This is a genomic window from Arthrobacter sp. BE255, from assembly GCF_031457335.1.
Lineage (GTDB): Bacteria > Actinomycetota > Actinomycetes > Actinomycetales > Micrococcaceae > Arthrobacter.
Map to the genome: position 1 here is coordinate 274,141 of NZ_JAVDWK010000005.1, position 24,488 is coordinate 298,628.

25 protein-coding genes are annotated in these 24,488 nt (G+C 64.8%); 17 read left to right on the plus strand and 8 right to left on the minus strand.

Going from position 1 to position 24,488, the window contains the following annotated elements:
• Window positions 1-56 precede the first annotated feature (56 nt).
• The 6 genes from J2X42_RS11650 (at window position 57) to J2X42_RS11675 (ending at window position 4,533) form a co-directional block, all read left to right on the plus strand.
• Window positions 57-1,844, plus strand: a complete 1,788-nt coding sequence (locus J2X42_RS11650) for a beta-galactosidase (RefSeq protein WP_310165254.1) — start codon at window positions 57-59, stop codon at window positions 1,842-1,844.
• A 1-nt stretch (window position 1,845) separates the two neighbouring features.
• Complete coding sequence (locus tag J2X42_RS11655) at window positions 1,846-2,829, plus strand: aldose 1-epimerase family protein (RefSeq protein ID WP_310165255.1); 984 nt, start codon at window positions 1,846-1,848, stop codon at window positions 2,827-2,829.
• Window positions 2,826-3,800: a UDP-glucose 4-epimerase GalE gene (galE, locus tag J2X42_RS11660; RefSeq protein WP_310165256.1), complete on the plus strand. Its 975-nt coding sequence runs from the start codon at window positions 2,826-2,828 to the stop codon at window positions 3,798-3,800. The genes J2X42_RS11655 and galE overlap by 4 nt, the downstream gene beginning before the upstream one ends.
• A gap of 36 nt (window positions 3,801-3,836) precedes the next feature.
• Window positions 3,837-4,052, plus strand: a complete 216-nt coding sequence (locus J2X42_RS11665) for a hypothetical protein (RefSeq protein WP_310165257.1) — start codon at window positions 3,837-3,839, stop codon at window positions 4,050-4,052.
• Window positions 4,053-4,077: 25 nt separating this feature from the next.
• The gene (locus J2X42_RS11670; protein ID WP_310165258.1) at window positions 4,078-4,263 is read left to right on the plus strand and encodes a hypothetical protein; all 186 of its coding nucleotides are present in this window, start codon (window positions 4,078-4,080) and stop codon (window positions 4,261-4,263) included.
• 72 nt (window positions 4,264-4,335) lie between these two features.
• Entirely contained in the window at window positions 4,336-4,533 is a 198-nt protein-coding gene (locus tag J2X42_RS11675) for a DUF1349 domain-containing protein (RefSeq protein ID WP_310165259.1), read from the plus strand.
• A 15-nt stretch (window positions 4,534-4,548) separates the two neighbouring features.
• Here J2X42_RS11675 and J2X42_RS11680 read toward each other — a convergent pair whose 3' ends face one another.
• A complete protein-coding gene (locus J2X42_RS11680; protein ID WP_310165260.1) occupies window positions 4,549-6,027 on the minus strand; it encodes an MFS transporter in 1,479 nt (492 codons plus the stop codon).
• Between the two features lie 85 nt (window positions 6,028-6,112).
• On the opposite strand from J2X42_RS11680, the gene J2X42_RS11685 reads away from it, so the two are divergent.
• Window positions 6,113-6,496, plus strand: a complete 384-nt coding sequence (locus J2X42_RS11685; protein WP_310165262.1) for a MarR family transcriptional regulator — start codon at window positions 6,113-6,115, stop codon at window positions 6,494-6,496.
• Window positions 6,497-6,504: 8 nt separating this feature from the next.
• Here J2X42_RS11685 and J2X42_RS11690 read toward each other — a convergent pair whose 3' ends face one another.
• Window positions 6,505-7,530 (minus strand): LacI family DNA-binding transcriptional regulator, encoded by a 1,026-nt coding sequence (locus J2X42_RS11690; RefSeq protein WP_310165263.1) that lies wholly within the window; start codon window positions 7,528-7,530, stop codon window positions 6,505-6,507.
• Between the two features lie 220 nt (window positions 7,531-7,750).
• On the opposite strand from J2X42_RS11690, the gene J2X42_RS11695 reads away from it, so the two are divergent.
• The 8 genes from J2X42_RS11695 (at window position 7,751) to J2X42_RS11730 (ending at window position 17,227) form a co-directional block, all read left to right on the plus strand.
• Complete coding sequence (locus tag J2X42_RS11695) at window positions 7,751-9,106, plus strand: extracellular solute-binding protein (RefSeq protein ID WP_310165265.1); 1,356 nt, start codon at window positions 7,751-7,753, stop codon at window positions 9,104-9,106.
• An 83-nt stretch (window positions 9,107-9,189) separates the two neighbouring features.
• On the plus strand, window positions 9,190-10,158 hold the full coding sequence (locus J2X42_RS11700; protein ID WP_310165267.1) for a sugar ABC transporter permease: 969 nt from the start codon (window positions 9,190-9,192) through the stop codon (window positions 10,156-10,158).
• 89 nt (window positions 10,159-10,247) lie between these two features.
• Window positions 10,248-11,042: a carbohydrate ABC transporter permease gene (locus J2X42_RS11705; RefSeq protein WP_310165269.1), complete on the plus strand. Its 795-nt coding sequence runs from the start codon at window positions 10,248-10,250 to the stop codon at window positions 11,040-11,042.
• Window positions 11,043-11,097: 55 nt separating this feature from the next.
• Entirely contained in the window at window positions 11,098-12,078 is a 981-nt protein-coding gene (locus tag J2X42_RS11710) for a glycosyl hydrolase family 32 (RefSeq protein WP_310165271.1), read from the plus strand.
• 40 nt (window positions 12,079-12,118) lie between these two features.
• Window positions 12,119-14,359, plus strand: a complete 2,241-nt coding sequence (locus J2X42_RS11715) for an alpha-galactosidase (protein WP_310165272.1) — start codon at window positions 12,119-12,121, stop codon at window positions 14,357-14,359.
• A gap of 107 nt (window positions 14,360-14,466) precedes the next feature.
• Window positions 14,467-15,462: an NADP-dependent oxidoreductase gene (locus tag J2X42_RS11720; protein WP_310165275.1), complete on the plus strand. Its 996-nt coding sequence runs from the start codon at window positions 14,467-14,469 to the stop codon at window positions 15,460-15,462.
• Between the two features lie 70 nt (window positions 15,463-15,532).
• Window positions 15,533-16,399 carry an alpha/beta hydrolase gene (locus tag J2X42_RS11725; RefSeq protein WP_310165277.1) on the plus strand — a complete coding sequence of 289 codons (867 nt, stop codon included), beginning with the start codon at window positions 15,533-15,535 and terminating at the stop codon, window positions 16,397-16,399.
• 33 nt (window positions 16,400-16,432) lie between these two features.
• Window positions 16,433-17,227 carry a strictosidine synthase gene (locus J2X42_RS11730; protein WP_310165279.1) on the plus strand — a complete coding sequence of 265 codons (795 nt, stop codon included), beginning with the start codon at window positions 16,433-16,435 and terminating at the stop codon, window positions 17,225-17,227.
• Between the two features lie 101 nt (window positions 17,228-17,328).
• On the opposite strand, the gene J2X42_RS11735 is transcribed toward J2X42_RS11730, so the two are convergent.
• Window positions 17,329-18,042 (minus strand): SDR family oxidoreductase, encoded by a 714-nt coding sequence (locus J2X42_RS11735; protein WP_310165280.1) that lies wholly within the window; start codon window positions 18,040-18,042, stop codon window positions 17,329-17,331.
• A gap of 131 nt (window positions 18,043-18,173) precedes the next feature.
• On the opposite strand from J2X42_RS11735, the gene J2X42_RS11740 reads away from it, so the two are divergent.
• A complete protein-coding gene (locus tag J2X42_RS11740) occupies window positions 18,174-18,800 on the plus strand; it encodes a TetR/AcrR family transcriptional regulator (RefSeq protein WP_310165282.1) in 627 nt (208 codons plus the stop codon).
• A 32-nt stretch (window positions 18,801-18,832) separates the two neighbouring features.
• Here J2X42_RS11740 and J2X42_RS11745 read toward each other — a convergent pair whose 3' ends face one another.
• Together J2X42_RS11745 and J2X42_RS11750 are read right to left on the minus strand one after the other, a co-directional pair.
• Window positions 18,833-19,033, minus strand: a complete 201-nt coding sequence (locus tag J2X42_RS11745) for a hypothetical protein (RefSeq protein ID WP_310165284.1) — start codon at window positions 19,031-19,033, stop codon at window positions 18,833-18,835.
• 68 nt (window positions 19,034-19,101) lie between these two features.
• On the minus strand, window positions 19,102-20,043 hold the full coding sequence (locus J2X42_RS11750; protein WP_310165285.1) for a 2-hydroxyacid dehydrogenase: 942 nt from the start codon (window positions 20,041-20,043) through the stop codon (window positions 19,102-19,104).
• Between the two features lie 155 nt (window positions 20,044-20,198).
• On the opposite strand from J2X42_RS11750, the gene J2X42_RS11755 reads away from it, so the two are divergent.
• Window positions 20,199-20,744, plus strand: a complete 546-nt coding sequence (locus tag J2X42_RS11755; protein ID WP_310165287.1) for a gluconokinase — start codon at window positions 20,199-20,201, stop codon at window positions 20,742-20,744.
• Window positions 20,745-20,860: 116 nt separating this feature from the next.
• Here the strand turns inward: J2X42_RS11755 and J2X42_RS11760 are convergent, their stop codons facing one another.
• Genes J2X42_RS11760 through J2X42_RS11770 form a run of 3 tightly spaced genes read right to left on the minus strand, consistent with a single transcriptional unit; the run spans window position 20,861 to window position 24,487 of the window.
• Window positions 20,861-21,682: an ABC transporter ATP-binding protein gene (locus J2X42_RS11760; RefSeq protein ID WP_310165289.1), complete on the minus strand. Its 822-nt coding sequence runs from the start codon at window positions 21,680-21,682 to the stop codon at window positions 20,861-20,863.
• The gene (locus J2X42_RS11765; protein ID WP_310165291.1) at window positions 21,679-23,448 is read right to left on the minus strand and encodes an ATP-binding cassette domain-containing protein; all 1,770 of its coding nucleotides are present in this window, start codon (window positions 23,446-23,448) and stop codon (window positions 21,679-21,681) included. The genes J2X42_RS11760 and J2X42_RS11765 overlap by 4 nt, the downstream gene beginning before the upstream one ends.
• Window positions 23,441-24,487, minus strand: coding sequence for an ABC transporter permease (locus tag J2X42_RS11770; RefSeq protein ID WP_310165293.1), 1,047 nt, complete (start codon window positions 24,485-24,487; stop codon window positions 23,441-23,443). The genes J2X42_RS11765 and J2X42_RS11770 overlap by 8 nt, the downstream gene beginning before the upstream one ends.
• Window position 24,488: the final 1 nt, after the last annotated feature.

Genomic DNA, 24,488 nt, shown 5'->3' on the forward strand with positions numbered 1-24,488 from the left:
GCCGCACCCCACGGCCCTGGACTCCCGTTCCACCATTTCAGATTGGATTTCCCCCCATGCCAACCTTCACCATCGGCGAGCAGGACTTCATGCTTGACGGTCAGCCCCACCGTATTCTTTCCGGCGCCCTGCACTACTTCCGCGTCCATCCGGATCAGTGGGCGGACCGGATCCGGAAGGCCAGGCAGATGGGGCTGAATACGATCGAAACCTACATCCCCTGGAACGCGCACGCTCCATCCCCGGAAGCCTTCGACGCCACCGGCGGCCTCGACCTGGGGCGGTTCCTCGATCTGGTCGCCGCGGAAGGAATGCACGCGATCGTGCGTCCGGGGCCCTACATCTGCGCGGAGTGGGACAACGGCGGGCTGCCCGCCTGGCTGTTCGACCGCGGGGCTGCGGCGATCCGGGCCGACGATCCCGTCTACATGGCGGCCGTAACCCAGTACTTTGACCAGCTCGCACCGATCCTTGTTCCCCGCCAGGTGGACGGAGGAGGCCCGATCATCCTGATCCAGATCGAGAACGAGTACGGCGCGTACGGCGCTGACCGCTTCTACCTGGAGAAGCTCGTCAAAATCAACCGCGAAATCGGCCTGACCGTGCCCTTCACCACGGTGGACCAGCCCCAGGACGACATGCTGGCCAACGGCAGCCTTCCGGAGCTGCACAAAACCGGGTCCTTCGGTTCCCGCGCCGCCGAACGGCTGGAAACACTCCGCCGCCACCAGCCCACCGGCCCGCTGATGTGTTCAGAATTCTGGGTGGGATGGTTCGACCACTGGGGCGCGCACCACCACACCACCACCGTGGAGCAGTCCGCCCGCGACCTCGACGTGCTGCTGGGCCTCGGCGCATCCGTGAACATCTACATGTTCCACGGCGGCACCAACTTCGGGCTCACCAACGGCGCGAACGACAAGGGCGTCTACCAGCCCATCGTCACGAGCTACGACTACGACGCGCCCCTGGATGAGGCCGGCAACCCGACACCCAAGTACTGGGCCTTCCGTGAGGTCATCTCGAAGTACACGGAACTCGACGATACCGACGTGCCTGCACCCCCGCGTCCGGGGACCGCAATGACTGTTCCTCTGACCCAATCACTTCCACTGTGGGACTGCCTCGACAGGCTGGGCTCCTGGACATCCCACGGCGGGCTGCGCACCACTGACGACGTCGGCCACTACTCGGGTTTCACCCTCTACCGCACCAGAATCGACGTCTCCGGTCCCGCAGTCCTGGACATCGGCGAGGTGCGCGACCGCGCCCAGGTTTTCCTCAACAGGCAAGCGCTTGGCACCCTGTCCCGTGACCACCACGAGAACTCGCTGGCACTGCCTTCCCATGCCAGCGGAACCCTCGAGATCCTGGTGGAGGACCAGGGACGCGTGGATTACGGACCCAGGCTGGGGGAGCCGAAGGGCCTGATTGGTGCGGTCAGGATCAATGGCGACACCCTCCGGCAGTGGGACCTTCTCCCGCTTCGGCTGCAGGACATCACTCCCGTCACGGAGGTCCTGGCGGAGGCTCCGCCGAGCCAGGACCACGCAGTGGCAGGACCGGCCTTTGCGCACGGGACCTTTGACCTCCCCGAACCTGCTGACCCCACCGGATCCGCAGACCTCTTCCTCTCAACCGACGGCTGGACCAAGGGCGTCGTCTGGATCAACGGTTTCTGCCTTGGCCGGTACTGGTCGCGCGGTCCGCAGGCCACGCTCTATGTCCCTGGCCCCCTCTTGCGGAAGCAGGGCAACGAGATCATGGTCCTTGAACTCCAGGCAGCCAGCAGCCGTGCCGTTTCCTTCGTCGCCGCCCACCACCTGGGCCATACCGAGTTCTGACATGCGACTGACCACCACAGCCGAAGTACCAACCGGCTGGCAGTTCCGGATTTCGTCCGCCGGGGACGGCCACCTCGTGACCGCCATCATTACGGAAGTCGGCGGCACCATCCGCAGCCTCACCGTCGACGGGCAGCCGCTGATCGAGGAGTTCCCGGAACACGGGCTGCCCCTGCATTGCGAGGGGGAGATCCTGATCCCCTGGCCCAACAGGGTCCGCGACGGACGGTGGGAGCACCATGGGGACGTGTTCCAGCTGGCCATCAACGAGCCTGAGCGGGGCAACGCCATTCACGGGCTGGTCAAGGACCAGCCCCACACTATGGTCCGACAGGCCGCCGACGAGCTCACGCTCGGTGTCCAGGTTGCCCCGAGCGAGGGCTACCCGTTCGCACTGAGCGTAGAGACAACGTATGCCGTGTCCGCCCTGGGACTGACGGTGGTCCACGCCCTGACCAACAAGTCCGCACGCCCGGCCCCCGCGGCCATCGGCGCGCATCCCTACATCCGCGTGGGTGGAACACCCACGGAGGACGTCGCTCTCACGGTCTCCGCGGCCTCCTGCGTGATGGTGGACGACCGCCTGAACCCCGTCGGGTCCGGGCCGGTGGCCGGAACTCCCTTCGATCTTTCGGCAGGGCCCAAGGTGGGCCGGCTTAAGCTCGATACCGCCTATTTTGACCTCGCCGCGTCGCCGGACGGGACCTACCGGCACACCCTTGAAGCGCCCAACGGAGACGCTGTGGAGGTCTGGGGCGACAGAAACTACTGCTACGCGCAGGTCTACACAACCAACCACTATCCGGCTGGCGGCCACCGGACCGCCGTCGCGGTGGAACCCATGACCGCACTTCCGGATGCCTTCAACTCGGGGGCAGGCCTCCGCTGGCTCAACCCCGGGGAGACCTGGCGCTCATCCTGGGGCATCACCCACGGATTTGCCCGCAAGCCGGGCACCAACGACAGAGGAGACAACCAGCCATGACCTGGCTTGTAACAGGAGGAGCCGGATACATCGGCTCCCACGTGGCCCGGGCACTGATGCAAGACGGCCGCGACGTGGTTGCCATCGACGACCTGTCCAGTGGCCGCCGCGAATTCGTGCCGGCAGGGGCCATCTTCGAGGAAGGATCGTTGCTTGACCCCGCCTTCCTCAAGGAGGCCTTTGCCAACCATGACGTGGCCGGCGTGATCCATCTGGCGGGTTTCAAATACGCCGGTGTCTCGGTTGAATGGCCGCTGCACACGTACTCCCAGAACGTGACCGGGACTGCTAACTTGCTGGCAGCCATGGAAGCGGCCTCCGTCCCTGCGATTGTGTTCTCCTCCAGCGCGGCCGTCTACGGAAACACGGCCGCCGGGCTGGTCACCGAATCAACCCCCACCAATCCTGAATCTCCCTACGGGGAATCCAAGCTCATCGGGGAATGGCTGATTGCCGACCAGGCAAGGGCAACCGGCCTCCGCCACACATCCCTGCGGTACTTCAACGTGGTTGGCTCCGGCACGCCGGACGTCAGTGACACCAGCCCGCACAATCTCTTCCCGCTGGTCTTCCGTGCGCTGACGGAAGGATCGACTCCGAAGATCTTCGGCACCACGTACCCGACGCCGGACGGCAGCTGCGTCCGGGACTACGTCCATGTCTCGGACGTCGCCGCGGCCCACGTTGCCGCCGCCCGGAAACTTCAGGACGGCGTGGAACTGGGGTCGGTGTACAACCTGGGCAGCGGTTCCGGTGTTTCCGTCCGGGAGATCATGGCCGAAATGGCCTTGGCCACGGGCATCGAGTTCAGCCCGCAAATCTGCGCAGCCCGGCCGGGTGACCCGGCCCGGATCGTGGCCTCCGGCGAACTGGCGCGCCGCGACATCGACTGGGAGCCGCGCCACTCACTGCGGGACATGATCTCCAGTGCGTGGGCGGCTGCCGGCAACCAGGCAACATCCACCCTCTAGCGGACCCCAACACCGCATATCCCCAGAAGGAGCACCATGATCGAGGCGCCGGAACTGCTGGCCACCATCACGGCTACCAGCAAAACCAGCATGGAACACAACCTCAACACCGCAGTCCGGGCAGCGGAGCAACGTGCCCGTCACGAAGGCCGCCGCGGAATCCTGGTCACCCGGGTTGCCCACGCGCGGGTCACGGTGGAACTATCCCCGGAAGTGCCCTACGGCTACACGTACGAGAAACAGGACATCTGACGGGCGGACCCCCAAGGAGCAGGACATGCACCCCCGGATAGCAGGGCTCCCGCCCGTGGACTGGACGGCTGCCCGCAGCCAGGCCGCCTACGACCAGGCTGACAGTACGCTGACGCTGACAGCCGCGGCGGGCGTGGACTGGACCAACGATCCACTCGGAGGAGAGCCGAATACTCTCCGCAGGGCGAAGCCATGGTGGTCAGCGTGGTGACTAACACCCATTCCGACGATTCGAACGGTCCCGGGGTGACGGCTCCCTGGACCTATCTGCGCGTCAGCCGGGTTGGCCCCGCGTGGGCGTTCCACTCCTCCGGGGGACGGACGGGACTGGAGCTTTGTCCGCCTGTTCCGTCTGGATACGGAGAAACCTGTAAACGTTGGCTTCATGTCGCAGGCACCCACGGGCCAGAGCTGCGTGGCACGCTTCGACTGCATTCAATTCACCGAGCAATCACCGGAGAACCTTCGCGACGGCAGCTGACGATTCGAAGCCAGGTCACACAGGCTGTCGCCGCGTGTGCTGCGGTAACTTCGGCGTCGCGGCGACCAGGAGGGCAGCCACGGCCACCGCGGCGCTGAGGATCAGGCCCGGCCGGTACTGTTCCAGCATCGCGGCCGCGTCGACGGCGGCACCTGAATCGGGCGCATTGCCGTGGCCGCTCACCATTGCCGTGGTGACGGCGAGTACCAGAGCGGCACCGACCTGCGTGCTGGTCTGGATCAGGCCTGCGGCCAGGCCCTGTTCGGAATCCCGGATGCCCGCCGTGGCCTGGACGTTGATGGACGGGAAGGCCAGGGCGAAACCGACGCCCAGCAGCAGGACGGACGGCAGAATGTCGGTCACGTAATTGGGCGAGGTGCCCACGCGGAGGAACAGCACGTATCCGAGCGTCAACGCGGCCAGTCCCGTCAGGATCAGCCGCGGGGCGCCGAACCTCTCGATCAGCCGGTCCGCGAAAGGTGCGCTCGAGGCAACCAGCAGGCCGGTCGGGAGCAGTGCCAGGGCCATGCCAAGGGGGCTCCATCCCAGCACGGACTGCAGGTAGAGCGTCAGGATGAACTGGAAACTCAGGTAGGAACCGAACAGCCCCACGGCACTGAGGTTGGCCCGGGCAACCCAGCCTTCCTTGAGGATGCTGAACCGGATCAGCGGGTGTTTGACGCGGTTTTCAATCACTGCGAACGCTGCCAGCACGCCGGCGGAAGCCACGAATCCGGCGATAGTTGCCACAGATCCCCAGCCGTTCCCCGGTGCCGCTACCAGCGTGTACACCAATCCCAGCATGCCGGCCGCGAGAGTGACGGCGCCCCAGACGTCATGCCCGCTCTCCTTCTCCCCATCGGCGGTCCGCCCTGCGGCGCCGTCCCGGGGGATGTACTTCAGGCCAAGGATCACGACGGCGACTGCCACCGGAACGGAGACCAGGAAGGTCCAGCGCCAGCTCAGTGACGTCATAAGGCCTCCCACCACCAGGCCGAGCGAGAATCCGCTGGCGCCGAACGTGGTGAAGATGGACAAGGCGCGGTTGCGTTCGCGCCCCTCGGCGAAGTTGGTGGTGATGATCGAGAAGGCGGTGGGAGCCGTGAATGCGGCGGCCAGGCCCTTGACGAAACGCGTGGCGATCAGCAGGGCCGGGTCATCCACCAGTCCGCCAAGCAAGGATGCTGCGGCGAAGACGCTGAGCGCAATCAGGAAGATGCGCCGCCGGCCCAGCAGGTCCGCCATCCGTCCGCCCAGCAGGAGCAGGCTTCCGTAACCGAGCACGTAGGCGGAGACGATCCACTGGAGGGATTCGGTTCCGAGATGAAGTTCGGTGCCGATCGAGGGCAGGGCCACGCCGACCATTGATACGTCCAGCGCGTCGAGTGCCAGGACGGTGCACAGGACCAGGAGGAGCATCCATTGTGCCCGGGTCCAGCGCACAGCTGTTAGCCGGTCTCCGGCTGATCTTTCAAGGGTGGGAGTTGAAGTCATGGCAACAACTTATATGACGCGTCATTGAATGACAAGGAATATTATGACGTGGACTTTTTGATGGCCCATCGACTAGAATCGCTGCATGGCAAAACCGCAGGACCGCCAGCTGGTTGAGCAATGGCGCAGCATGCAGACCACGTACTTCCAAACCGCGGGAGCGCTGGAGCGTGCGCTGGAGGCGAAGTTCAACATTGGCCTGACGGAGTTTGAAATCCTGGACCTCGTGGCCGAAAGCGCCGACGCGGCATGCCGCATGAAGCAACTCGGTGAGCGCACCCCGATGACCCAGAGCGCCATGTCCAAGGTGGTGGACCGGCTCGACAAAGCCGGCCTCATTTCCCGCCAGTCCTGCGAAGATGACCGGCGCTCACTGTTCCTGGAACTCACGGACGCCGGCCGCGCACTCCACCGGCAGGCCGCCGTCGAACACCGCGCCCTGCTCAGGGAAAACCTGGGCAAGGACTGACCGGGAGGTCAGCAGCCGCAGGACCGGCGAATGATGAGCTCTGTGGGGAGGAGCTGGACCTTGCCGCCTGAGCTGTTGGAAGAGAGTGCTGCATCGACGGCAGCTTCGGCAATCTGGGTGATGGGCTGCCGGACGGTTGTGAGCTGGGGCCAGCTGAACTCCGATTCGGAGGTTCCGTCGAAGGAAACGACGGCAATGTCCTCGGGTATGGAGAGGTCGGCCTCGTGGATGGCGCGAAGGGCGCCAACTGCCAGCAGGTCGGAGCTCGCGAAGATGGCCGTGGGCGGCTTCGGCAACGCAAGCAGCCGGCGCGTGGCTTCGTAGCCACCTTGCCTGGTGAAGTCGGTGAATTCTGCGGGGCCCTCGGGCAGGCCTGCCTCCCGGAGTGCCTTCCTCCAGCCGTTATGGCGCGGGTCGACGCGGACCGGGTCAATGTCTTTTCCGACCAGAATGGCAATGTCCTGGTGGCCATGGCCGATCAGGTGCTCCACGCCTATGGCGGCCCCCTGTTGGAAGTCGGTACTGACGGTGGGTATCCCGTGTACAGCGCTGGACTGGTCTATGAGCACCCGGGGAATTCCATGAACCGGCATGGCAGCGACTTCGCTCGGGGTGAGCACCGTGGCGAGGATGATCGCATCGACCTGCCGTGACACCAGATTAAGGGTGTTGTGTCGCTCGGTTTCGGCGTCCGTGCGCGAGTTTGCTGCGAGGAGCGCATAGCCTCGTGCGGCGGCCGCCTGTGCGATGGCGTCCGTGAGCTCCGCGAAGTAGGGGTTCGTACTGTCAGGGACAATCATTCCCAGCAGCCGCGCGGAACCCATTGTCAGTGCCCGGGCGGTCGCATTTGGCTGGTACTGGAGCGCCTTGATGGCTTCGCGCACCTTTGCCGCAGTGGCTGCGGCGACCGGCTTGGGGCCACCGTTGATGACATAACTGACCACTGCGGTGCTCACCCCTGCGTAGCGGGCAACGTCCGTTCGCGTTACTCTCCCGGATCCTGCTTGTGCCTGCGGACTTGCCACGAAGACCACCCTCCACTCCCTTGTTGGCTACAGTCTACCCGGGTGGATTCATCTCAAGCACTCAAAAGGCCATAAATTTGAGCCCCAAGATCATCCCTTGCGTGTTCGAGTCTACCCGCGTAGACTCGAACTTGAGCAGATGAGCAGTGACCCTCCTCACGTTCCCGCCTGACGATATCCAGGCATCAAAACGCTTTCACGAAGTTCCACATTTCTGAAGGAATCAAAGATGATGACCAATTTAAACTTCCGCAGCGGGGCGCGGTTCCTCACTGCAGCAGCCGCCGTCTCCATCGCAGCCCTGGCTCTCACCGGCTGTGGCGGTCCGGGAACAGGCGGCACTGAAGACGCTGTTGAGCCGGGCTCCGGCGAGGGCACCATCAGCGTTTGGGCCGTGGACGGCCAGGCGGCCGAAAACGACGCCCTGAAAAAGATCATCTCGAACTTCGAGAGCTCACAGGCCAAAATCAAGGTTGATCTCAAACTCTTCCCCTCCGACCAGTACACCAAGGCCGTGAATTCTGCGGCTCCGGCGGATTTGCCCGATGTCCTGGACTTCGATGGGCCTACCCTGGCCAGCTTCGTCTATAACGGGAAGATGGCACCGCTGAAGGGCTCTGTTGCCGACGCGACGCTGTCCAACCAGACGGACTCCATCAAGGCGCAGAACACTGTTGATGATGCCGTGTATGGCGTGGGCATGATGAATGCCGGGCTCGCGTTGTGGGGTAACAAAAAGCTCCTGGACTCTGCGGGTGTTGCCTACCCGACCACCCCGGAAAAGGCCTGGACTGCTGATGAGTTCACCGGAGTCCTGGACAAGCTCGCCGCCGTCGTTCCGGGAGGCAAACCGCTGGATCTTTCGGAACAGTACGGCTTCGCCGGCGAATGGGGCACCTGCTGTTCAGCGGGGCCCGTCATCTGGTCCGGCGGCGGCACCATGCTCAAGGACAACAGAGCGTCCGGAGCGCTGGACTCGGAGGCGAATGTGAAGTCCCTGACGACGTTCGCCAGCTGGAAGAAGTACACGGATCCGAACGCTGACGGGCTGGCTTTCCCGAGCGGACGCGTCGCGCTGAGCTGGGTGGGGCATTGGACCTACCCGACATACAAGGCCCTCGGCAGTGATTTGGTTTCCATCCCCCTTCCGGACTTCGGCACGGGCACCAAGACCGCCTCCGGAACCTTCGCCTGGGGCATGGGCGCCACCACGAAGAATGGTTCTGCGGCCGGGAAGTTCCTGGACTTCCTGATGTCTGACGAGAGCGTCCGCATCTACACCGCCGCCAACGGCGCGCCTCCCGCCACGAAGACCGCACTTGCCGCTTCCGACCTCTACGGTCCCGGTAAGCAGCTGCAGCTCCTGGGCGACCAGCTGAGCAAGGCGTGCGGAGCAGAGGACCAGATCAGCGACACCTGCGTCAGCGTCACCCGGCCGGTGACTGCGGGCTACCCCATCGTCACGGACCAGGTGGGCAAAGCCGAGGCAGCCATCTATGCCGGCAAGGACGCCCAAGAGGCCCTCAGCGCGGCGGCCCGCGCCATCGATCAGAACTTCGCCGACAACGACGGCTACAAGAAGTAAAGCTCCAGCAGGTACCCCGGCCGCCGGCCACAACCGGCGGCCGGACGGATCTCATCGGACTCGCCCTAGCGAAAGCCTCCATCATGACCACCACCAAGACTCAACAAATCCAGACCAGCCCGCAGCCCTTAAGTCGACGGCGAACCGCCAGCCTTTCCGGGCAGCGGTTCGCAGGCCCACTTTTCGCCAGCCCGGCCCTGCTCGGGCTCGCCATCTTCCTCGTCGCACCTTTCGTGCTCGCACTCGTGCTGTCCTTCTACCGCGTGCAGCTCAACAGCCCGCGCCCGGCGCGGTTCGTCGGGTTCGAGCAGTACGCCCGCCTGTTCACCGATCCGGACATGTCCGCAGCCTTCGGCCAGGCACTGCTGAACAACTTCACCTTCGCCCTGATCGTCGTACCAGTGCAGACTGTCCTGGCACTGGCCCTCGCCGTACTCGTCAACCGCAAACTGCGCGGCATGGTGATCTTCCGGACCTTTATCTTTATGCCGTTGGTCTTTCCCTTGGCCCTGACAGCCGTGATCTGGCGGCTCATCTACTCCCGCGGAGACGAGGGTCTCCTGAACGCCATCCTGGGGCTGTTCAGCGGTGGAGCCTTGTCGAGCCACGACTGGCTCGGCGATCCCGCCACAGCTCTGGGGTCCATCATTGTCATGTCGATCTGGCAAAGCGTGAGCTTCCAGATGATCATCGTTCTCGCCGCACTGCAGAGCGTGCCCGCGGAACTCTATGAGGCGGCGTCGCTGGACCGCGCGAGCAAATGGGCTCAATTCCTCAACGTGACCGTCCCTGGCATCAGGAACACCCTGATTTTCGTTGCCCTCATCACCACGATCTTTTCCTTCCGGCTCTTTGACCAGGTGTACCTCCTGAGCCGGTCAGGGAGCGTTGACCGGGGTTCGACCGAGACGGTGATGACCCAGATTATCAACACCGGCTTCGACAACAACAACGTCGGCCAGGCCGCGGCCATGACCGTCATCTTTATGCTGATCATCACGGTGATCGCAATCATCCAACGCGCCGCGGCGCGACAACGAGGAGGCGTCTGATGACGATGTCCAATACCGCAAAGCCAGGGCGGCGGAGCGGAAGCATAAAACGCACCCGACGATGGCAAACCGCGCTCCACTACCTGATATTGACAGCGGTTTCTCTGTTCTTCTTCCTGCCCGTCTACTACCTCATCGTTGGAAGCTTCCGCCCGTCGGCCGAGGTCCTCAGCGGGCTCAGCGGCTTCGTCCCGACCAACCTGTCCTTCGATAACTACACCGGCGTCTTCGAGCACCTCAGTTCAAGCGCCACGGGCTATTTCGGACAGTTCGCGGTCGTCTCAATCATCGTTACCACGGCAGTTGTTGCGGGCAGCCTGATTGTTAACTCAATGGCTGCCTATTCCTTTGCGAGGATGCAATGGCGGGGTAAGAAGCTAATCTTCCTCCTGGTGATTGTCCTGACGATCATCCCGTTCGAAGCAGTCGCCCTGCCCCTGTACTTCATGTTCTCCGGCCAGCGGGACACCATCCTTGTCCAGGCGATTCCCTTCATTGCCAACGCGTTCTCGATTTTTCTGTTCTATACGTTCTTCCTCGACGTTCCGGGCGAGATCGAAGAGGCGGCACGCCTTGACGGTGCCGGGCCATTCAGGACGTTCTTCCAGGTGGTAGTGCCAATCACCAAGCCGGCGTTTGCCACCGTCGCCATCCTCACGTTCCTGGCGCAGTGGGGATCGTACCTGTGGCCGGTCCTCATGGTCTCGGACCCCACCGTCCGGCCGCTCCCGCTGGCAATCAGCATCTTCCAAAACCAGCAGCCACCCGAGTGGGGCCAGGTGCTGGCCTTCGGGACGATGTTCATTGTCCCTGTCCTGGCGGTCTTCCTGATCTTCCAGCGCTGGTTCGTCGCCAGCATCAGCAGCTCCGCCGTCAAGGGCTGACACTTCCAACCGCTGTCCCGCCACCGCGGACGGCCCAACAGAAAGGTATGTTCAATTGGTTTTCAGTCTCAAGGACTCATGGGTGTGGGACTTCTGGCTCGCCGACGATGGCTTCACCTTCCATATGTACTATCTCCATGCGCCCAAGTCCCTCGGCGATCCGGAACTCAGGCACCGGAACGCCCGGATCGGGCACGCCACCTCACAGGATCTGAGCAACTGGGTCCCGCACGGCGTGGTCCTTCAGCCCGATGACCCGGATGCTTTTGATGCAACCTCGACCTGGACCGGAAGCGTACTCAAAGGCCCGGACGGCATCTGGCGGATGTTCTACACCGGCGCCCGATTCTACGAATCGCACAACATCGAGGCCATTGGCGTCGCCACGTCCCCCGACCTCCACACCTGGACCAAGCAGCCCGCCGTCGTCATTGAAGCGGACGGGCGCTGGTACGAAAAATACGGTGACTCCACCTGGCCGGAGGAAGCCTGGCGTGACCCGTGGGTCTTTGCCGACCCGGCTGGAAACGGCTGGCACATGCTGATCACCGCCAGGGCAAACGAGGGTGACGTCGACAACCGCGGCGTCATCGGCCACGCCACATCTCGCGACCTGGAAACCTGGGAGGTCAGGCCGCCACTTAGCCAGCCCGACGCCGGCTTCGGCCACCTTGAAGTCCTCCAAACCGCTGTCATGGACGACCGCACCGTCCTGCTGTTCTCCTGTGGTGTGGACACGCTCGCCGCCACGCGTCCAAAGGGATTCGGCGGCGGCGGGATCTGGAGCCTGGAAACGGACCAAGCCAGCGGATCCTACAACGTCGAATCAGCGGCCAATGTCACCACTGCGCAGCTCTACAGCGGGCGACTGATCCGCAGCCGGTCCGGCCAATGGGTGATGATGGCCTGCCACGACGCCAACAGTGATGGTTTCTTCGAAGGCGTCGTGTCGGACCCAATTCCTGTCCGCTGGGACCCTGAACGCGGCGGCCTGACCCTGGTGGCACCGCCAACGAGCACCGCCAAAGCACGCTAGCCCACCACGGGCGTGACCGCACCAACGCATGAGGAGTTCAATGCCCACCAATAGCCAGGACGCGATCCTGCAACTGACCGCCACCGGCGTCACTGTGCTGATCGACGCAACGGAAGGCCAGCTGCCCGCCATCGTCCACTGGGGGCCCGAACTTCCGGTTTTGACCGCCCCCCAAGCCGAGGCGCTGATTGCCGCCAACGTCCCCGTGACCGGATCAAACACCGCTGACCTGTCTCCCCGGCCCGGCCTGCTGCCCGGGCAACACAGTGGCTGGACAGGGCGCCCCGGGCTCCGGGGATCGTTCGCCGGCACCGGTTGGTCGCCCAAGTTCCGCACCCGCTCCCTGACGCTCGACGGCACCGCCATCAGAGGATTCACCTCCTCCGGCGCCGGGCTTCTCAAGATTAGCGCCCTCGACGACGCCGAACGGCTGCGCCTTGACCTGACAGTGGAGCTGCTCCCCGGCGGCCTGCTGCGCAGCCGCGCGGAACTGACCAACCTGTGCGATGAGACGTTCACCCTCGAGGATCTCGCTTTGTCCTTCCCGATTCCCGCGGAGGCCACGGAGCTGCTGGACTTCGCTGGCAACCACAATTACGAACGAATACCGCAGCGGGGAACACTGCGCACCGGCACACACCTTCGGGAGAACCGCAAAGGCCGCACCGGGGCCGACAGTGCCTACATCCTGCATGCGGGAACTCCCGGATTCGGATTCGGCCACGGCGATGTCTGGGCCGTCCACACAGCCTGGAGCGGAAACCACCAGCACTACGCCGAGCGGGTGTTCAGCGGGGAGCAGCTGCTGGGAGGCGGCGAGCTGCTGCTGCCCGGCGAAGTGCGGCTGGCCCGCGACGACAGCTACACGAGCCCCTGGATCTACGCCTCCTACGGGGCCGGCCTCGACGACGTCGCACGCCGCTTCCACGCACATGCGCGCGGCCGCACGCCACGGGTTTCCGCCGAGCGGCCCGTAACCCTCAACGTCTGGGAGGCCGTCTATTTCGGGCACGAAGAGACCAAGCTCATCGACCTGGCCGAGCGGGCCGCCGCCGTCGGCATCGAACGGTACGTGCTCGACGACGGGTGGTTCGGTTCACGGCGCGACGACACTTCCGGGCTGGGCGACTGGGTGGTTTCCCCGGACGTCTGGCCCGCCGGGCTCCATCCCCTCGTTGACCGCATCCACGAGCTCGGAATGCAGTTCGGCCTATGGTTCGAACCCGAGATGGTCAACGCCGACAGCGACGTCGCCCGCGCGCACCCGGAATGGATCATGGCCGCCCGCGCCGACTGGCCGGTGGAGTCGCGCAACCAGCAGGTCCTCAATCTTGGCATCCCCGAAGCCTACGAACACGTCAAAAAGCAGATCCTGGCCCTTCTGGCGGAGTACCGGATCGACTACATCAAGTGGGACCACAACCGCGACCTCATCGAGGCCGGCAACCAGCTCGACGGCGGACGCCCGGGCGTTCATGCGCAGACGCTGGCGTTCTACGCCCTGCTTGAGGAAATCCGGTCACTGCACCCGGGGCTGGAGATCGAATCGTGCTCATCAGGTGGTGCCCGGGTGGACCTGGGCGTCCTGGAACACACAGACAGGGTCTGGGTGTCCGACAACATCGACCCCCACGACCGGCAGGCGATGCTGCGCTGGACCACGCAACTGCTGCCGCCGGAGTACATGGGCTCCCACATCGCATCAGGACACTCCCACACCACCGGCCGCCAGCACGACCTGGCATTCCGGGCAGGCACCGCCATCTTCGGACATCTGGGCGTCGAGTGGGACCTGGCCAAGGCCTCACCGGAGGAGATATCAGCCCTTCGGCGGTGGACCGATTTCTACAAGCAGGAACGGGGCCTCCTGCTCGGCGGAGACGTCGTCCGAATGGATGGCCCCGATCCGAACGTCCTGGTTCACGGTATCGTCAGCCGCGACCGCTCGCGCGCGGTCTTCGCGGCCGCGGCACTCGACAGCCTTTACCCGGATCCTGCGGGGCGCCTCAAACTTCGCGGACTCGACCCGGAAGCAACCTATTTAGTGAAGCCAGTCTTCCCCGGGACCACACCCTCGGGGCTTCTGCCGCCCAAGTGGTGGGGCCGGCCGGCAGCCGCCGGCCAGGCGATTGAACACACTTCGCTGCGGCAGGCCACCCAGGATGACCTGGTCTTTCCCGGAGCCAACTTCTTCGGCAGCGTCCTGGCAAAGGTGGGTGTCGCTTCCCCGAGGATCCACCCCGACCAGGTGGTTCTCTACAGCGTGACCCGGACCGGCTGACTTCGTCGCCGAACAGCTCCCATCACGCTTTCCTTGACAGAATTACTGACTCTACTCATAATTGAGTATAGTCAATAATTGATTTGTCACCAAGAGGAGTCGGAACCATGAAAGCGTTCGTCATCACGGAGTACAAAGGCCCTCTGCAGGCATCGGACGTCCCCGAGCCCGCGGTGGGGGAGCATGATGTGCTCGTACAGGTGCAGGCTGCCGGTCTCAACGTGCTTGATGAGAAGATCCGGGCGGGAGAGTTTAAGCAGATCCTGCCGTACGAACTTCCCTTGATCCCCGGCAACGATGTCGCCGGAACGGTCATCCGTGTCGGATCGAAGGTGACTGCGTTCACGCCTGGCGATGAGGTCTATGGGCGTCCCAACCAGGACCGAATTGGCACGTTCGCCGAGCGAATCGCCGTCGCCGAGGCCGATCTGGCTCCCAAGCCGGCATCGATCAGCATGGAGGAGGCGGGCTCGCTTCCGCTGGTTGCTTTGACGGCGTGGCAGGCGCTCGTTGAGCGCGGCAACGTGCAGCCGGGACAGAAGGTCCTCATCCATGCCGGGGCGGGGGGAGTTGGGTCGATCGCCATCCAGCTCGCCAAGCACCTCGGGGCGACCGTCGCGACCACGGCAAGTTCCTCCAATCTGGACTTCGTGCGGGAGCTTGGCGCCGACACCGTCATCGACTACCGCAGCCAGGACTTCGAGCAGCTCCTGAGCGGTTACGATCTGGTTCTGGACAGCCTTGGCGGCGAGAACCTTGAGAAGTCACTGCGCGTCCTCAGGCCCGGCGGCAAGGCGATCGGCATTGCCGGGCCTCCGGACCCGGCATTCGCCCGCGAAGCCGGCCTGAATCCAGTGCTCCGCCTGGCGATCAGTGGCCTCAGCGCAAGGATCCGCCGCCAGGCCAGGAAGCTCGGCGTCAGCTACGAATTCCTGTTCATGCGCGCCAGCGGCGACCAGCTGCGCCGGATCACCGCCCTCATCGACGACGGCGCGCTCCGCCCCGTCGTCGGCCGGGTTTTCCCCTTCGGCCAGACCGCAGAGGCCCTCCAGGGCCTGGCAAAGGGCGGGATCCGTGGCAAGGCCGTCATCACTAACCCCTGAGCAGAATGGGCCGTTTAACCATCCGCTGCTTCACCCAACGGGCATCAGCCCACTTCACAGGAGAACCGTCATGAACACCCGCGACGCCTCAAGCCAACCCGTTATCACGTCCTACGCCAAAGCCCCAGCCCGCACCGTCAGCGCCGGGGGCGTCAGCTACGCTTATCGCGAGCTCGGACCCAAGGGTGGGATCCCCGTCATCTTCTTCGTCCACCTCGCAGCGAACCTGGACAACTGGGATCCACGCATCATCGACCCCATCGCGAAGAACCACCACGTCATCGCCTTCGACAACCAGGGCGTCGGCGCATCCACCGGCCAGGTGCCCGACAGCATCGAGGCGATGGCCAACGACGCCTACACGTTCATCAAAGCGCTCGGACTCGACAAGATCGATGTCTTCTCCTTCTCCCTCGGCGGCATGGTTGCCCAGGCCCTGGTCCTCAAGCACCCCGGCCTCGTCCGCAAGCTCGTCCTCACCGGCACCGGCCCCAAGGGTGGCAAAGACATGGACAAGGTCGCCGGGACAACCTACTACGACATACTCCGCGCGACACTGACCCGCTCAGATCCGAAGGAGTTCCTGTTCTTCAACCGCGACACCGCGGGCAAGCGCGCCGCGAAGGCATTCGTGAAGCGACTCGAGGAGCGCACCGCCGACCGCGATGCCCCGATCAAGGTCAAGGCACTCCAGACCCAGCTGCAAGCCATCAAGAAGTGGGGGCGCGGTACGCCGGCAGACCTGTCGACGATCACCCAGCCCACCCTCATCGCCAACGGGGACAACGACCGGATGGTGCCCTCGATCCTTTCCGAGGATCTGCACCGCCGCATCAGCGGCTCCGAAATGATCATCTACCCTGACTCCGGCCACGGAGGTATCTTTCAGTTCCACGACAAGTTCGCCCCGGTCGCGGCAGAGTTCCTGGCCCGCTGACCGGCACCCGAAATTCACCGAACGGACGATCCAATGCCGAACACGATTCCGTACGCCAAGAAGCCGTTCGCCTCATCGATCATGCTGTGGATCCGCACCGACCAGCCCCGACAGCAGGGGATGGACTACTGGAAGGGTCCCCACTCGGGGATCATCTCCGCGACACCGGGGTTTGACGAGTACCGCCAGATTCACCTGGCCGAAACCAATCCGGGGCTGTGGCCGGCCACCCCCGGCGTCGATACCGTCATTCCCGCAGGGCGGCGGATCGATGGGGTGGCCGAGGTCACCTTCGCCTCAGTGCTCTCGCCCTTGTTGGGACGGAAGCAGACCCGCCTGGCGTACCGGGACGAGATCAACGTGTTCCGCCGCACCCTGCTCTACGCCGGGCCCCCTTACTCGACGCGCTGGTACGACGTCGCCGGACCCGGCGAGAGGACCGGGGCTCGGGCCCTGATCTACCTCAGGAGACGGGAGGGCATCGGCACCCGCCCGTTCCGGAAGTTCCTTACCGACGAGCTCGTGCCTGCGCTGACCAACACGGGCTCGATGACGGAACTCCGCACCCAGGTCTTCATGCCCTGGAACGAAAAGCTCTGGGACACCCCGAACGTCGCCCATGACAACCCAGCCGGCGAGCGGTTCCACGCCTCGCTGATCCTCGGCTTCCCGGACCGGCCAGCACGCGCGGCGTTCTTCGAGAGCCCCGAGGTCCAGGGGTTGTCCGGCCACCTGGCGTCCTTCGCGTCCGCGGTCCACGCCTACGACGTGTCCTCGGCCCTGACCTACGTCACGGACGGACGCATCCTTCCCCACTACGAGGAGTAGGCGGGATCGGCGAAATGCCGAGGGCATACGCCCGTTCGTTCAAACGGGGAAGGGCGGCGCCGCAGTCATGCGATTGCGTCATGACCGCGGCGCCACGGGTTTTAGCCGTTCTTGGCGGTCAGCTGAGGGTATACGGCCTCGATGGGGGCGCTGAGTCCGGCCTTGAGCTGCACGGACGTGTCGTCGGCGAGAACCTCGTACTCACCGGCTTCCACGGCATCCAAGACGGTACGCACGAGATCGGCCGGGTCCGTCTTGGGCCCGGTGGCGTGCGCAGCCATCGCCGTGTCGACATAGCCGACGTGTACGCCCACGACGTGGACGCCTGCGGGGGCGAGCTCCAGGCGCAGCGAATTGGTGGCCGACCAGAGGGCGGCCTTGGTGGCGCTGTAGATGCCACCGACGGCGTACCAGCTCATGGCGGAGTGGATGTCGATGATGACGGACTCGTCGTTAGCCGACAGGATCGGTGCGAATGCGCGGGCGAGGAACAGCGGGCCGAGGAAGTTCGTCTCGACGTTGTTCCGGATTTCCGCGTCGGTGTGGGTAAGGATGCCAGGGCTTGCCACGGAGGCCCCGGCGTTGTTGATCAACACCGTAACGTCCCCGGCGGCCTCGACTGCTGCCTGGATGGAGGCGGGGTCGGTGACGTCGAGGGCGAGCGGGACGATCCGCTCGTCGTCCCAGGTGCGCGGGGTGCGGGCGGTGGCGTAAACCTTGCTTGCGCCGCGGGCGAGGGCGTCGCGGACGAACTCCCGTCCTATGCCGCCGTTCGCACCGGTTACGAGGACGGATGATCCTTTGAGTGAGGGCATGGTGTGCTTCCTTCGTTGTGATGAAGCCGTGCCCAGAAGCCATGCGAAGATGGGAGCAGTATCTGAGCAGCAGCATTAATGACTATGCTCATAACTGAGCGTAGTCAGAGTCTATTCCCGGAAAGGTGGCCATGTCCCTCGCATCCAAGTCCGTCGGCCGGCGCGAACGCAACAAGCAGGAGAAGCTTGAACGCATCACCGCGGCCGCCAAGGAACTCTTTTCAGTACATGGCGTCGACGAAGTCACTACGCAGCAGATCGCCGATAAGGCCGATATCGGCACCGGCACCCTCTTCCTTTACGCCAAGACCAAGGGCGAGCTGCTCCTGCTTGTTCAGAACTCCAGTTACGTCGACGCACTTGAACGCGGCCGGGCGGCAGCCGGGAAGACCCTGGATGTACTTGATGCTGTGATGGCCATCGTGCGGCCGGTTGTGGAGTGCAACCGCACCCAGATTGATAACGGACGGACATACCTGCGGGAGATGCTCTTCGGGGATCCTGAAGAGCCCCACCACCGGGACGCGCTTGCCCTTTCGGTGGAAACTGAAGAAGCCATCGTCGGGGTCCTGCGCCGCGATGAAAGCGTCGGTGAACCCGAGGCCGTGGCGCAGGCACGCATCATCTCCGCCATTATGTTTGTCAGCATGGCGGCAACCGTCAACATCGGCAGCTCGGTCGAAGACCTGCTGCAGGACATCAGGAGACAGGCCGAGGTCCTTCTGGGACCGAAGAAAAAGCGGCAGGCCGACACGTAGGGTCCTCGCCCCTGCCCGCTGAAGCCCGGAGCTCAGCCCTTCGGCAGGCGAATGGGCTGGGGCTGGTAACCGGCCGACAGGGACTGCAGCGGTGCCTGTTCCGTGGCCAGCCGGCCAGGCGTGTGGCCGGGCATCCGCGCGGCCGTGGCACCGGAAGGCAGCTGGCTGCCCTGGGGCCGGGCGCCGAGGAGGCGGGATTCATAGTTGCTGTGGACGAGGGCTCTGCTTTTCATGACTGGCGCGTTTTCTCTTGAGGGGATTCAACGGGGATGGTGCATGAGGCGCGGACAGGGTGTCCGGGTCAGAAAGGTCCGGACTGGACCAGGTTGGCCGGCCGCTCTCCGCTGGCCAGCGCCTTGAGCTGGCTGGCGAGGAGCTTGACGATCCGCGGCTCGAAGGCCGAGGCGTTGCCGCCGATGTGCGGGGTGATCAGTGCGTTGGGGGATGACCACAGCGGGTGGTCCGCCGGCAGCGGCTCGGGGTCGACGACGTCGAGCGCGCAGTGGAGCCGGCCGGACAGGACTTCGGCGGTCAGGGCTGCCGTGTCCACCACAGGTCCGCGTCCGACGTTGACCACCAGGGCACCGTCCGGCAGGGCAGCCAAGACGGCGGCATCCACCAGCCGGTGCGTGTGTTCGTTCAGCGGGGTGACCGCAACGAGGACGTCGTGGGTGGCAGCCAGGGCGGCGAGTTCGGAGGAGGCGTGGATCCGTCCGGCGCTGTCCTCGCGTGCGCTGCTGCCAACCCGGGTGATCTCCACCTCGAACGGCTCGAGGCGCTTCGCGATTTCGTGCCCGATGCCGCCGACGCCCACCAGCAGTACCCGCCGGTCCGCCAGTGATGAGCGGCGCTGCGGCTGCCAGTTGCCGGTCTGCTGGTCGCGGACGGCCTGGTCTATGCCGCGCAGTTTGGCAATGATCAGGCCGATGGCCAGCTCGGCGGTGGCTGCCGCGTGGACGCCTGAGGCGCTCGCAACCCCGGCCGCGGACCCCGCCGCCTCCGGGACGCCGTCGAACCCGGTGGACTGGGTCTGGACGAATTTCAGGTTCGGCGCCTTGGACAGCGAGCCGAGGACGGCGGACGCATCAATGTACGGAAGGATGACGGCGTCGATGGCGTCCAGTGCGATGCCCTCCGGCTCGGAGCGGAGATCCCAGACCGAGGCCTCAATGCCCTCGGGAAGCGGCTGCACCCTGGCGAGGAGGTCCCGGTCCGGGAAGGTGACTGTACGGACTGTCTGCATCGGTAACCCTGTTCGGTAGTTGTGGCTCCCAGTGGTGGTGGTGTCTTGCGGAAAAACCGTTGACTGCCCAACATCAATCTGAGAAACTTTTCTCATGTGTGACAATCATCGCACTTCAGAAAGCGTCAGGCAAGAGCTCCGCGGAGGCAATTCAAGTGAGTAGCAACAGGTTTCCGCCCATGGTCATCATGGGCGTGTCAGGTTCTGGAAAATCGACCGTGGGAGAGCTGCTGGGACACCGGCTGGGGGTCCCGTTCATTGACGGCGACGACCTGCATCCCGCCGCGAACAAGGAGAAGATGCGGACTGGGATTCCACTCGACGACGACGACCGCCGCCCCTGGCTGCAGGAAATCGGACGGACGCTGCAGTCACGCCAGCAGGACGGCCAGGGCGTCATCGTCGCCTGCTCCGCACTGAAGCGCCGCTACCGCGACCTCCTCCGGGAGCATGCCCCGGAGGTGGTGTTCGTCCATCTCCAAGGTTCGGCGGACACGCTCGCCGCCCGGATGGCGGCCCGGAACCACGAGTTCATGCCCGCAACCCTGCTGGCCTCCCAGCTGGAGGCACTGGAACCTCTTGAGGCTGAGGAGCGCCAGGTGCTGCTCGATGTCCGCCAGTCACCCGCCCAGCTGGTGGACCGGGCTGCCGCAGCGCTGGAAGGTTTGGCGGTGGAAAGCACGACGGCGGCGGGGGAGTAGGAGCGGTCGGCTCCGCTGGGAGCACAACAACGAAGCCGGCCCGGGCATGTGCCCGGGCCCGCTTTCGTGTGTGTGGCCGGTGGTTGAGCTTTTTTGACAGGCTCAACCACGGGGGCTTAGGCGACGGCGGCCCGGCGTTCCCCGATGTCGAAGCCGGGGCCGCCTGGCACGGAGTCGATCAGCTTGCGCGTGTACGGATGCTTGGGGTTGCCGTAGACGCTGTCCACGTCGCCGAGCTCCACCACCTCGCCGTGGAAGAGCACCATGATCTCGTCGCTGACATGGTGCACCACGTCCAGGTCGTGCGAAATGAAGGCCATGGTCAGGTCCAGTTCGGTGCGCAGGCGGCTGATCAGGTTCAGGATTTCCGCCTGCACGGACAGGTCCAGCGCCGAGGTGATCTCATCGGCGATGATCAGTTTGGGCCCCACTGCCAGTGCGCGCGCAATGGCGATGCGCTGCCGCTGCCCGCCCGAGAACTCGTGCGGGTACCGCTCGGCCACGTCCGCGTCCAGGCGGATGGTGGAGAGCCAGTACGAGATCTTCTCGCGGTGCGCGCGCGGATTCGACTTCACCGGATCGATCGCCTCGGCCAGCGTCTGCCCGATGGTTCGGCGCGGGTTCAGCGACGAGTACGGGTCCTGCGGGATCATCTGGACTTCCCGGCGCATGGCACGGCGCTGGCCCGACGTCATGCGGGACACGTCCGCGCCGTTCACCCAGATGCTGCCGGCGCTGACCGGGTTCAGGCCAACGATGGCCTTGGCCAGCGTTGACTTGCCCGAGCCGGATTCGCCCACGATGCCCAGGGTCTTGCCGCGTTCGATGGTGGCTGAGACGCCCTTGAGGACCTTGGCCGCTGCGTGCCCGGATCCGAACGTGACTTCCAGGTCGCGGACTTCCAGTACCGGGGCGGCGGACGTTGCGGTGCTTGTCATGGCTGTGGCCTCTCTGTCACCGGCTGAACCGGTCCGGGCACGTCGTCGGTGATTTCGTCGAAAGTGAAGTCCTCTGCCCGGACGGCGACGAGTTCCGTCTTGCGTTCGGCGATGCTCGGCGTCGCGGCAAGCAGCGCCTTGGTGTAGGGGTGCCTGACGTCCCCGGCAGCCAGCTGGGCGCCGGTGAGCCGTTCCAGGATCTTCCCGCCGTTCATCACGATCACCTTGTCGCACAGGGCCTGCACCACGCCGATGTCATGGGAGATGAAGAGCATGGCGGTGCCCATTTCCCGGTTGATGGTGCGGAACTGCCGCAGGACGTCCGCCTGGACCGTGACGTCCAGCGCCGTGGTGGGTTCGTCGGCGATGATCAGCCGCGGGTCCGTCACCAGAGTGGAGGCAATCATGGCCCGCTGGAGCATGCCGCCGGAGAGCTCGTGCGGGTGCTGCTTCATCCGCAGTTCCGGCTGCGTGATCCGGATGTCCGCCAGGGCTTTGACCATCCTGTTGAACGCGGTCTTCCCGGACTGCTTCAGGTGGATCCGGCTGACTTCGGTCAGCTGGGACCCGATCCGCAGGGCCGGGTTGAAGCTGGTTCCCGGATCCTGGTAGACCAGCCCGATGGACGTGGCCAGCGTGCGCGGATCGTTCCTCTTGAGCAGGTCCAGTTCACCGAGGCGCATGGAGTGTGCCCTGACAGTGAGTTCCTCCGGGAGCAGGCCGGCGATGGACATGGCCGTGAGGGACTTTCCGGAACCGGATTCACCCACGAGCCCCACCACTTCGCCCGCGTGGATACTCAGGGACACACCCTTGACCAGGGGCACGCCGTTGGGGGTGAGGACGGTGAGGTTGTCCACCTCCACCAGCGCTTCCCGGTCGGCCCGCATCGAGGCCGGGAGCTCGGAGGCAGCCTTGACGCTGCCGAACTTCCGTCCGCCGCGGGGGTCCGTGGCGGCGGCAAGGCCGTCGCCGATGAGCATCGCGCTCAATCCCGCGACAGTGATCATGATCGAGGGCATCACAGCCTGCAGCGGCTGGGAGTAGATGTTCACGAGGGCCTCGTTGAGCAGGCGCCCGAAGTCGTACTCCGGGTTCTGGACGCCGAGTCCGATGAACGACAGGCTGGACAGCTCGATAAGGGTGGTGGCGAACACCGTGGCAGTCAGCACCAGCAGCGGTTCTGCCATGTTCGGCAACAGGTGCCGCGTGATGATCCGTGGGCCCGGGACCCCCAGCAGGCGTGCCGTTGACACGTAATTGCGCTGTGAGATGGACGCAGCCATGTTGGCCGTGAGGCGGGCGAACGCCGGAATACTGGCGATGGCGATGGCCAGGACGGCAGACCAGGCTCCCTGGCCGAGGATGGCGGCAATGAGCAGCGCGAAAATAAGGCTGGGATACGCGACGGCGGCATCGATGACGCGCAGGACGGCGTTGCGGATCTTTGCCGGGGCCAGCCAGATGAACGTGCCGATCAATACGCCGCCCACCACCGAGATCACCGTTGTGGCTGCCGTCATCACCAGGGTGAGCCGGGTGGCCACGAGCGAACGGGCGAGGACGTCGCGGCCGAAGTCGTCAGTTCCCAGCCAGTGCGCGGAACTGGGCCCCTGGGAGGCGTTGGCGGTGAGCTTTTCCGCGGCTTCGGTGAGGAACAGGGGTGCGAGGAGGCCGATCAGGATCATGACGGTCATCAGGGCAATGCCGATGATCAGGCCGGTGGTCCAGCGGAAGTGGCGCTTGGTGCGGGTCTTTTCAGCCATGGGACTTTCCTCCTCCGAGGGTGCGCGGATCGATGATGCCGAGGATGACGTCGACCAGCAGGTTGAGGATGATGGCCAGGAAGCCCAGGACCAGGATGATGCCCTGGATGACCGGGTAGTCCTTGTTGATGATGGCCGTGACGATCTCCTTGCCGAGTCCGGGCCAGTTGAAGACGTTTTCGATGATGATCGCGCCGCCGAGCATGCCGGCGAGGATCAGCCCGGCGAGGGTCAGGGTTGTGGTCATCAGGTTCGGCAGGGCATGGCGGGCGTAGAGCCTCAGGGGCGGCAGGCGCCAGCCGCGGGCGGTCCGCAGGTAGTCCTGCTCGAGGACTGTCGAGGTTTCCCGGCGGACAACGCGGGCGATTGAGCAGATCGGCGCAACCGAGAGGCCCACGACGGGCAGGATCAGGGACGTGAGGGTTGCCGCCCCGGCGGCCGGGAGGACCTTGAGGACGATGGCGAAAACGACCACCAGCATCGTGGCGATGACGTACTGCGGCACAGCCTGGAAGAAACCGGTGAGCATGCCGAAGGACACATCCAGCCACTTCCGGCGTCCGCCGCGGGTGAGGATGCCCACCACCATTCCGGCCGGAATCGAAAGGAGCAGGGTCACGATGATGCCCAGCAGGGCCAGTTCTGCCGTGAAGGGCAGCTTGGTGGCGATGATCGAGGAGACCGACGTGCTGTAGGCGAAGGATTCGCCGAGGTTGCCCGTGAACAGGTTTCCTACGTACTGGATGAACTGCAGGTGCAGGGGCTGGTTCAGTCCCAGGCTTTCCCTGATGGCCTCGATCTGCTCCGTGGTGGCGTCCGCGCCGGCGACTGCCACGGCCGGGTCGCCGGGGATGAGCGGGACCATGAAGAAAGTAACCACCACAAGGAGGATTACGGACAGCAGCACTCCGCCGGCGCGGCGCAGGCCGTAGCTGGCCCAGGGGGAGAGATTGCGGAGCCCGCCCCGGGGGCTTTTGGGAGCCCCCGGGGGGTTGCTGAACAGGGCGCTTTCCCTGTTCAGCATGGTCGGTTCAGTCATG

Excerpts from the sequence above, each read along its gene's own strand:
- J2X42_RS11650 (WP_310165254.1), top strand. The coding sequence starts at position 57 with ATGCCAACCTTCACCATCGGCGAGCAGGACTTCATGCTTGACGGTCAG.
- J2X42_RS11655 (WP_310165255.1), top strand. The coding sequence starts at position 1,846 with ATGCGACTGACCACCACAGCCGAAGTACCAACCGGCTGGCAGTTCCGG.
- galE (WP_310165256.1), top strand. The coding sequence starts at position 2,826 with ATGACCTGGCTTGTAACAGGAGGAGCCGGATACATCGGCTCCCACGTG.
- J2X42_RS11665 (WP_310165257.1), top strand. The coding sequence starts at position 3,837 with ATGATCGAGGCGCCGGAACTGCTGGCCACCATCACGGCTACCAGCAAA.
- J2X42_RS11670 (WP_310165258.1), top strand. The coding sequence starts at position 4,078 with ATGCACCCCCGGATAGCAGGGCTCCCGCCCGTGGACTGGACGGCTGCC.
- J2X42_RS11680 (WP_310165260.1), bottom strand. The coding sequence starts at position 6,027 with ATGACTTCAACTCCCACCCTTGAAAGATCAGCCGGAGACCGGCTAACA.
- J2X42_RS11685 (WP_310165262.1), top strand. The coding sequence starts at position 6,113 with ATGGCAAAACCGCAGGACCGCCAGCTGGTTGAGCAATGGCGCAGCATG.
- J2X42_RS11695 (WP_310165265.1), top strand. The coding sequence starts at position 7,751 with ATGATGACCAATTTAAACTTCCGCAGCGGGGCGCGGTTCCTCACTGCA.
- J2X42_RS11700 (WP_310165267.1), top strand. The coding sequence starts at position 9,190 with ATGACCACCACCAAGACTCAACAAATCCAGACCAGCCCGCAGCCCTTA.
- J2X42_RS11715 (WP_310165272.1), top strand. The coding sequence starts at position 12,119 with ATGCCCACCAATAGCCAGGACGCGATCCTGCAACTGACCGCCACCGGC.
- J2X42_RS11720 (WP_310165275.1), top strand. The coding sequence starts at position 14,467 with ATGAAAGCGTTCGTCATCACGGAGTACAAAGGCCCTCTGCAGGCATCG.
- J2X42_RS11725 (WP_310165277.1), top strand. The coding sequence starts at position 15,533 with ATGAACACCCGCGACGCCTCAAGCCAACCCGTTATCACGTCCTACGCC.
- J2X42_RS11730 (WP_310165279.1), top strand. The coding sequence starts at position 16,433 with ATGCCGAACACGATTCCGTACGCCAAGAAGCCGTTCGCCTCATCGATC.
- J2X42_RS11735 (WP_310165280.1), bottom strand. The coding sequence starts at position 18,042 with ATGCCCTCACTCAAAGGATCATCCGTCCTCGTAACCGGTGCGAACGGC.
- J2X42_RS11740 (WP_310165282.1), top strand. The coding sequence starts at position 18,174 with ATGTCCCTCGCATCCAAGTCCGTCGGCCGGCGCGAACGCAACAAGCAG.
- J2X42_RS11745 (WP_310165284.1), bottom strand. The coding sequence starts at position 19,033 with ATGAAAAGCAGAGCCCTCGTCCACAGCAACTATGAATCCCGCCTCCTC.
- J2X42_RS11750 (WP_310165285.1), bottom strand. The coding sequence starts at position 20,043 with ATGCAGACAGTCCGTACAGTCACCTTCCCGGACCGGGACCTCCTCGCC.
- J2X42_RS11760 (WP_310165289.1), bottom strand. The coding sequence starts at position 21,682 with ATGACAAGCACCGCAACGTCCGCCGCCCCGGTACTGGAAGTCCGCGAC.
- J2X42_RS11765 (WP_310165291.1), bottom strand. The coding sequence starts at position 23,448 with ATGGCTGAAAAGACCCGCACCAAGCGCCACTTCCGCTGGACCACCGGC.
- J2X42_RS11770 (WP_310165293.1), bottom strand. The coding sequence starts at position 24,487 with ATGACTGAACCGACCATGCTGAACAGGGAAAGCGCCCTGTTCAGCAAC.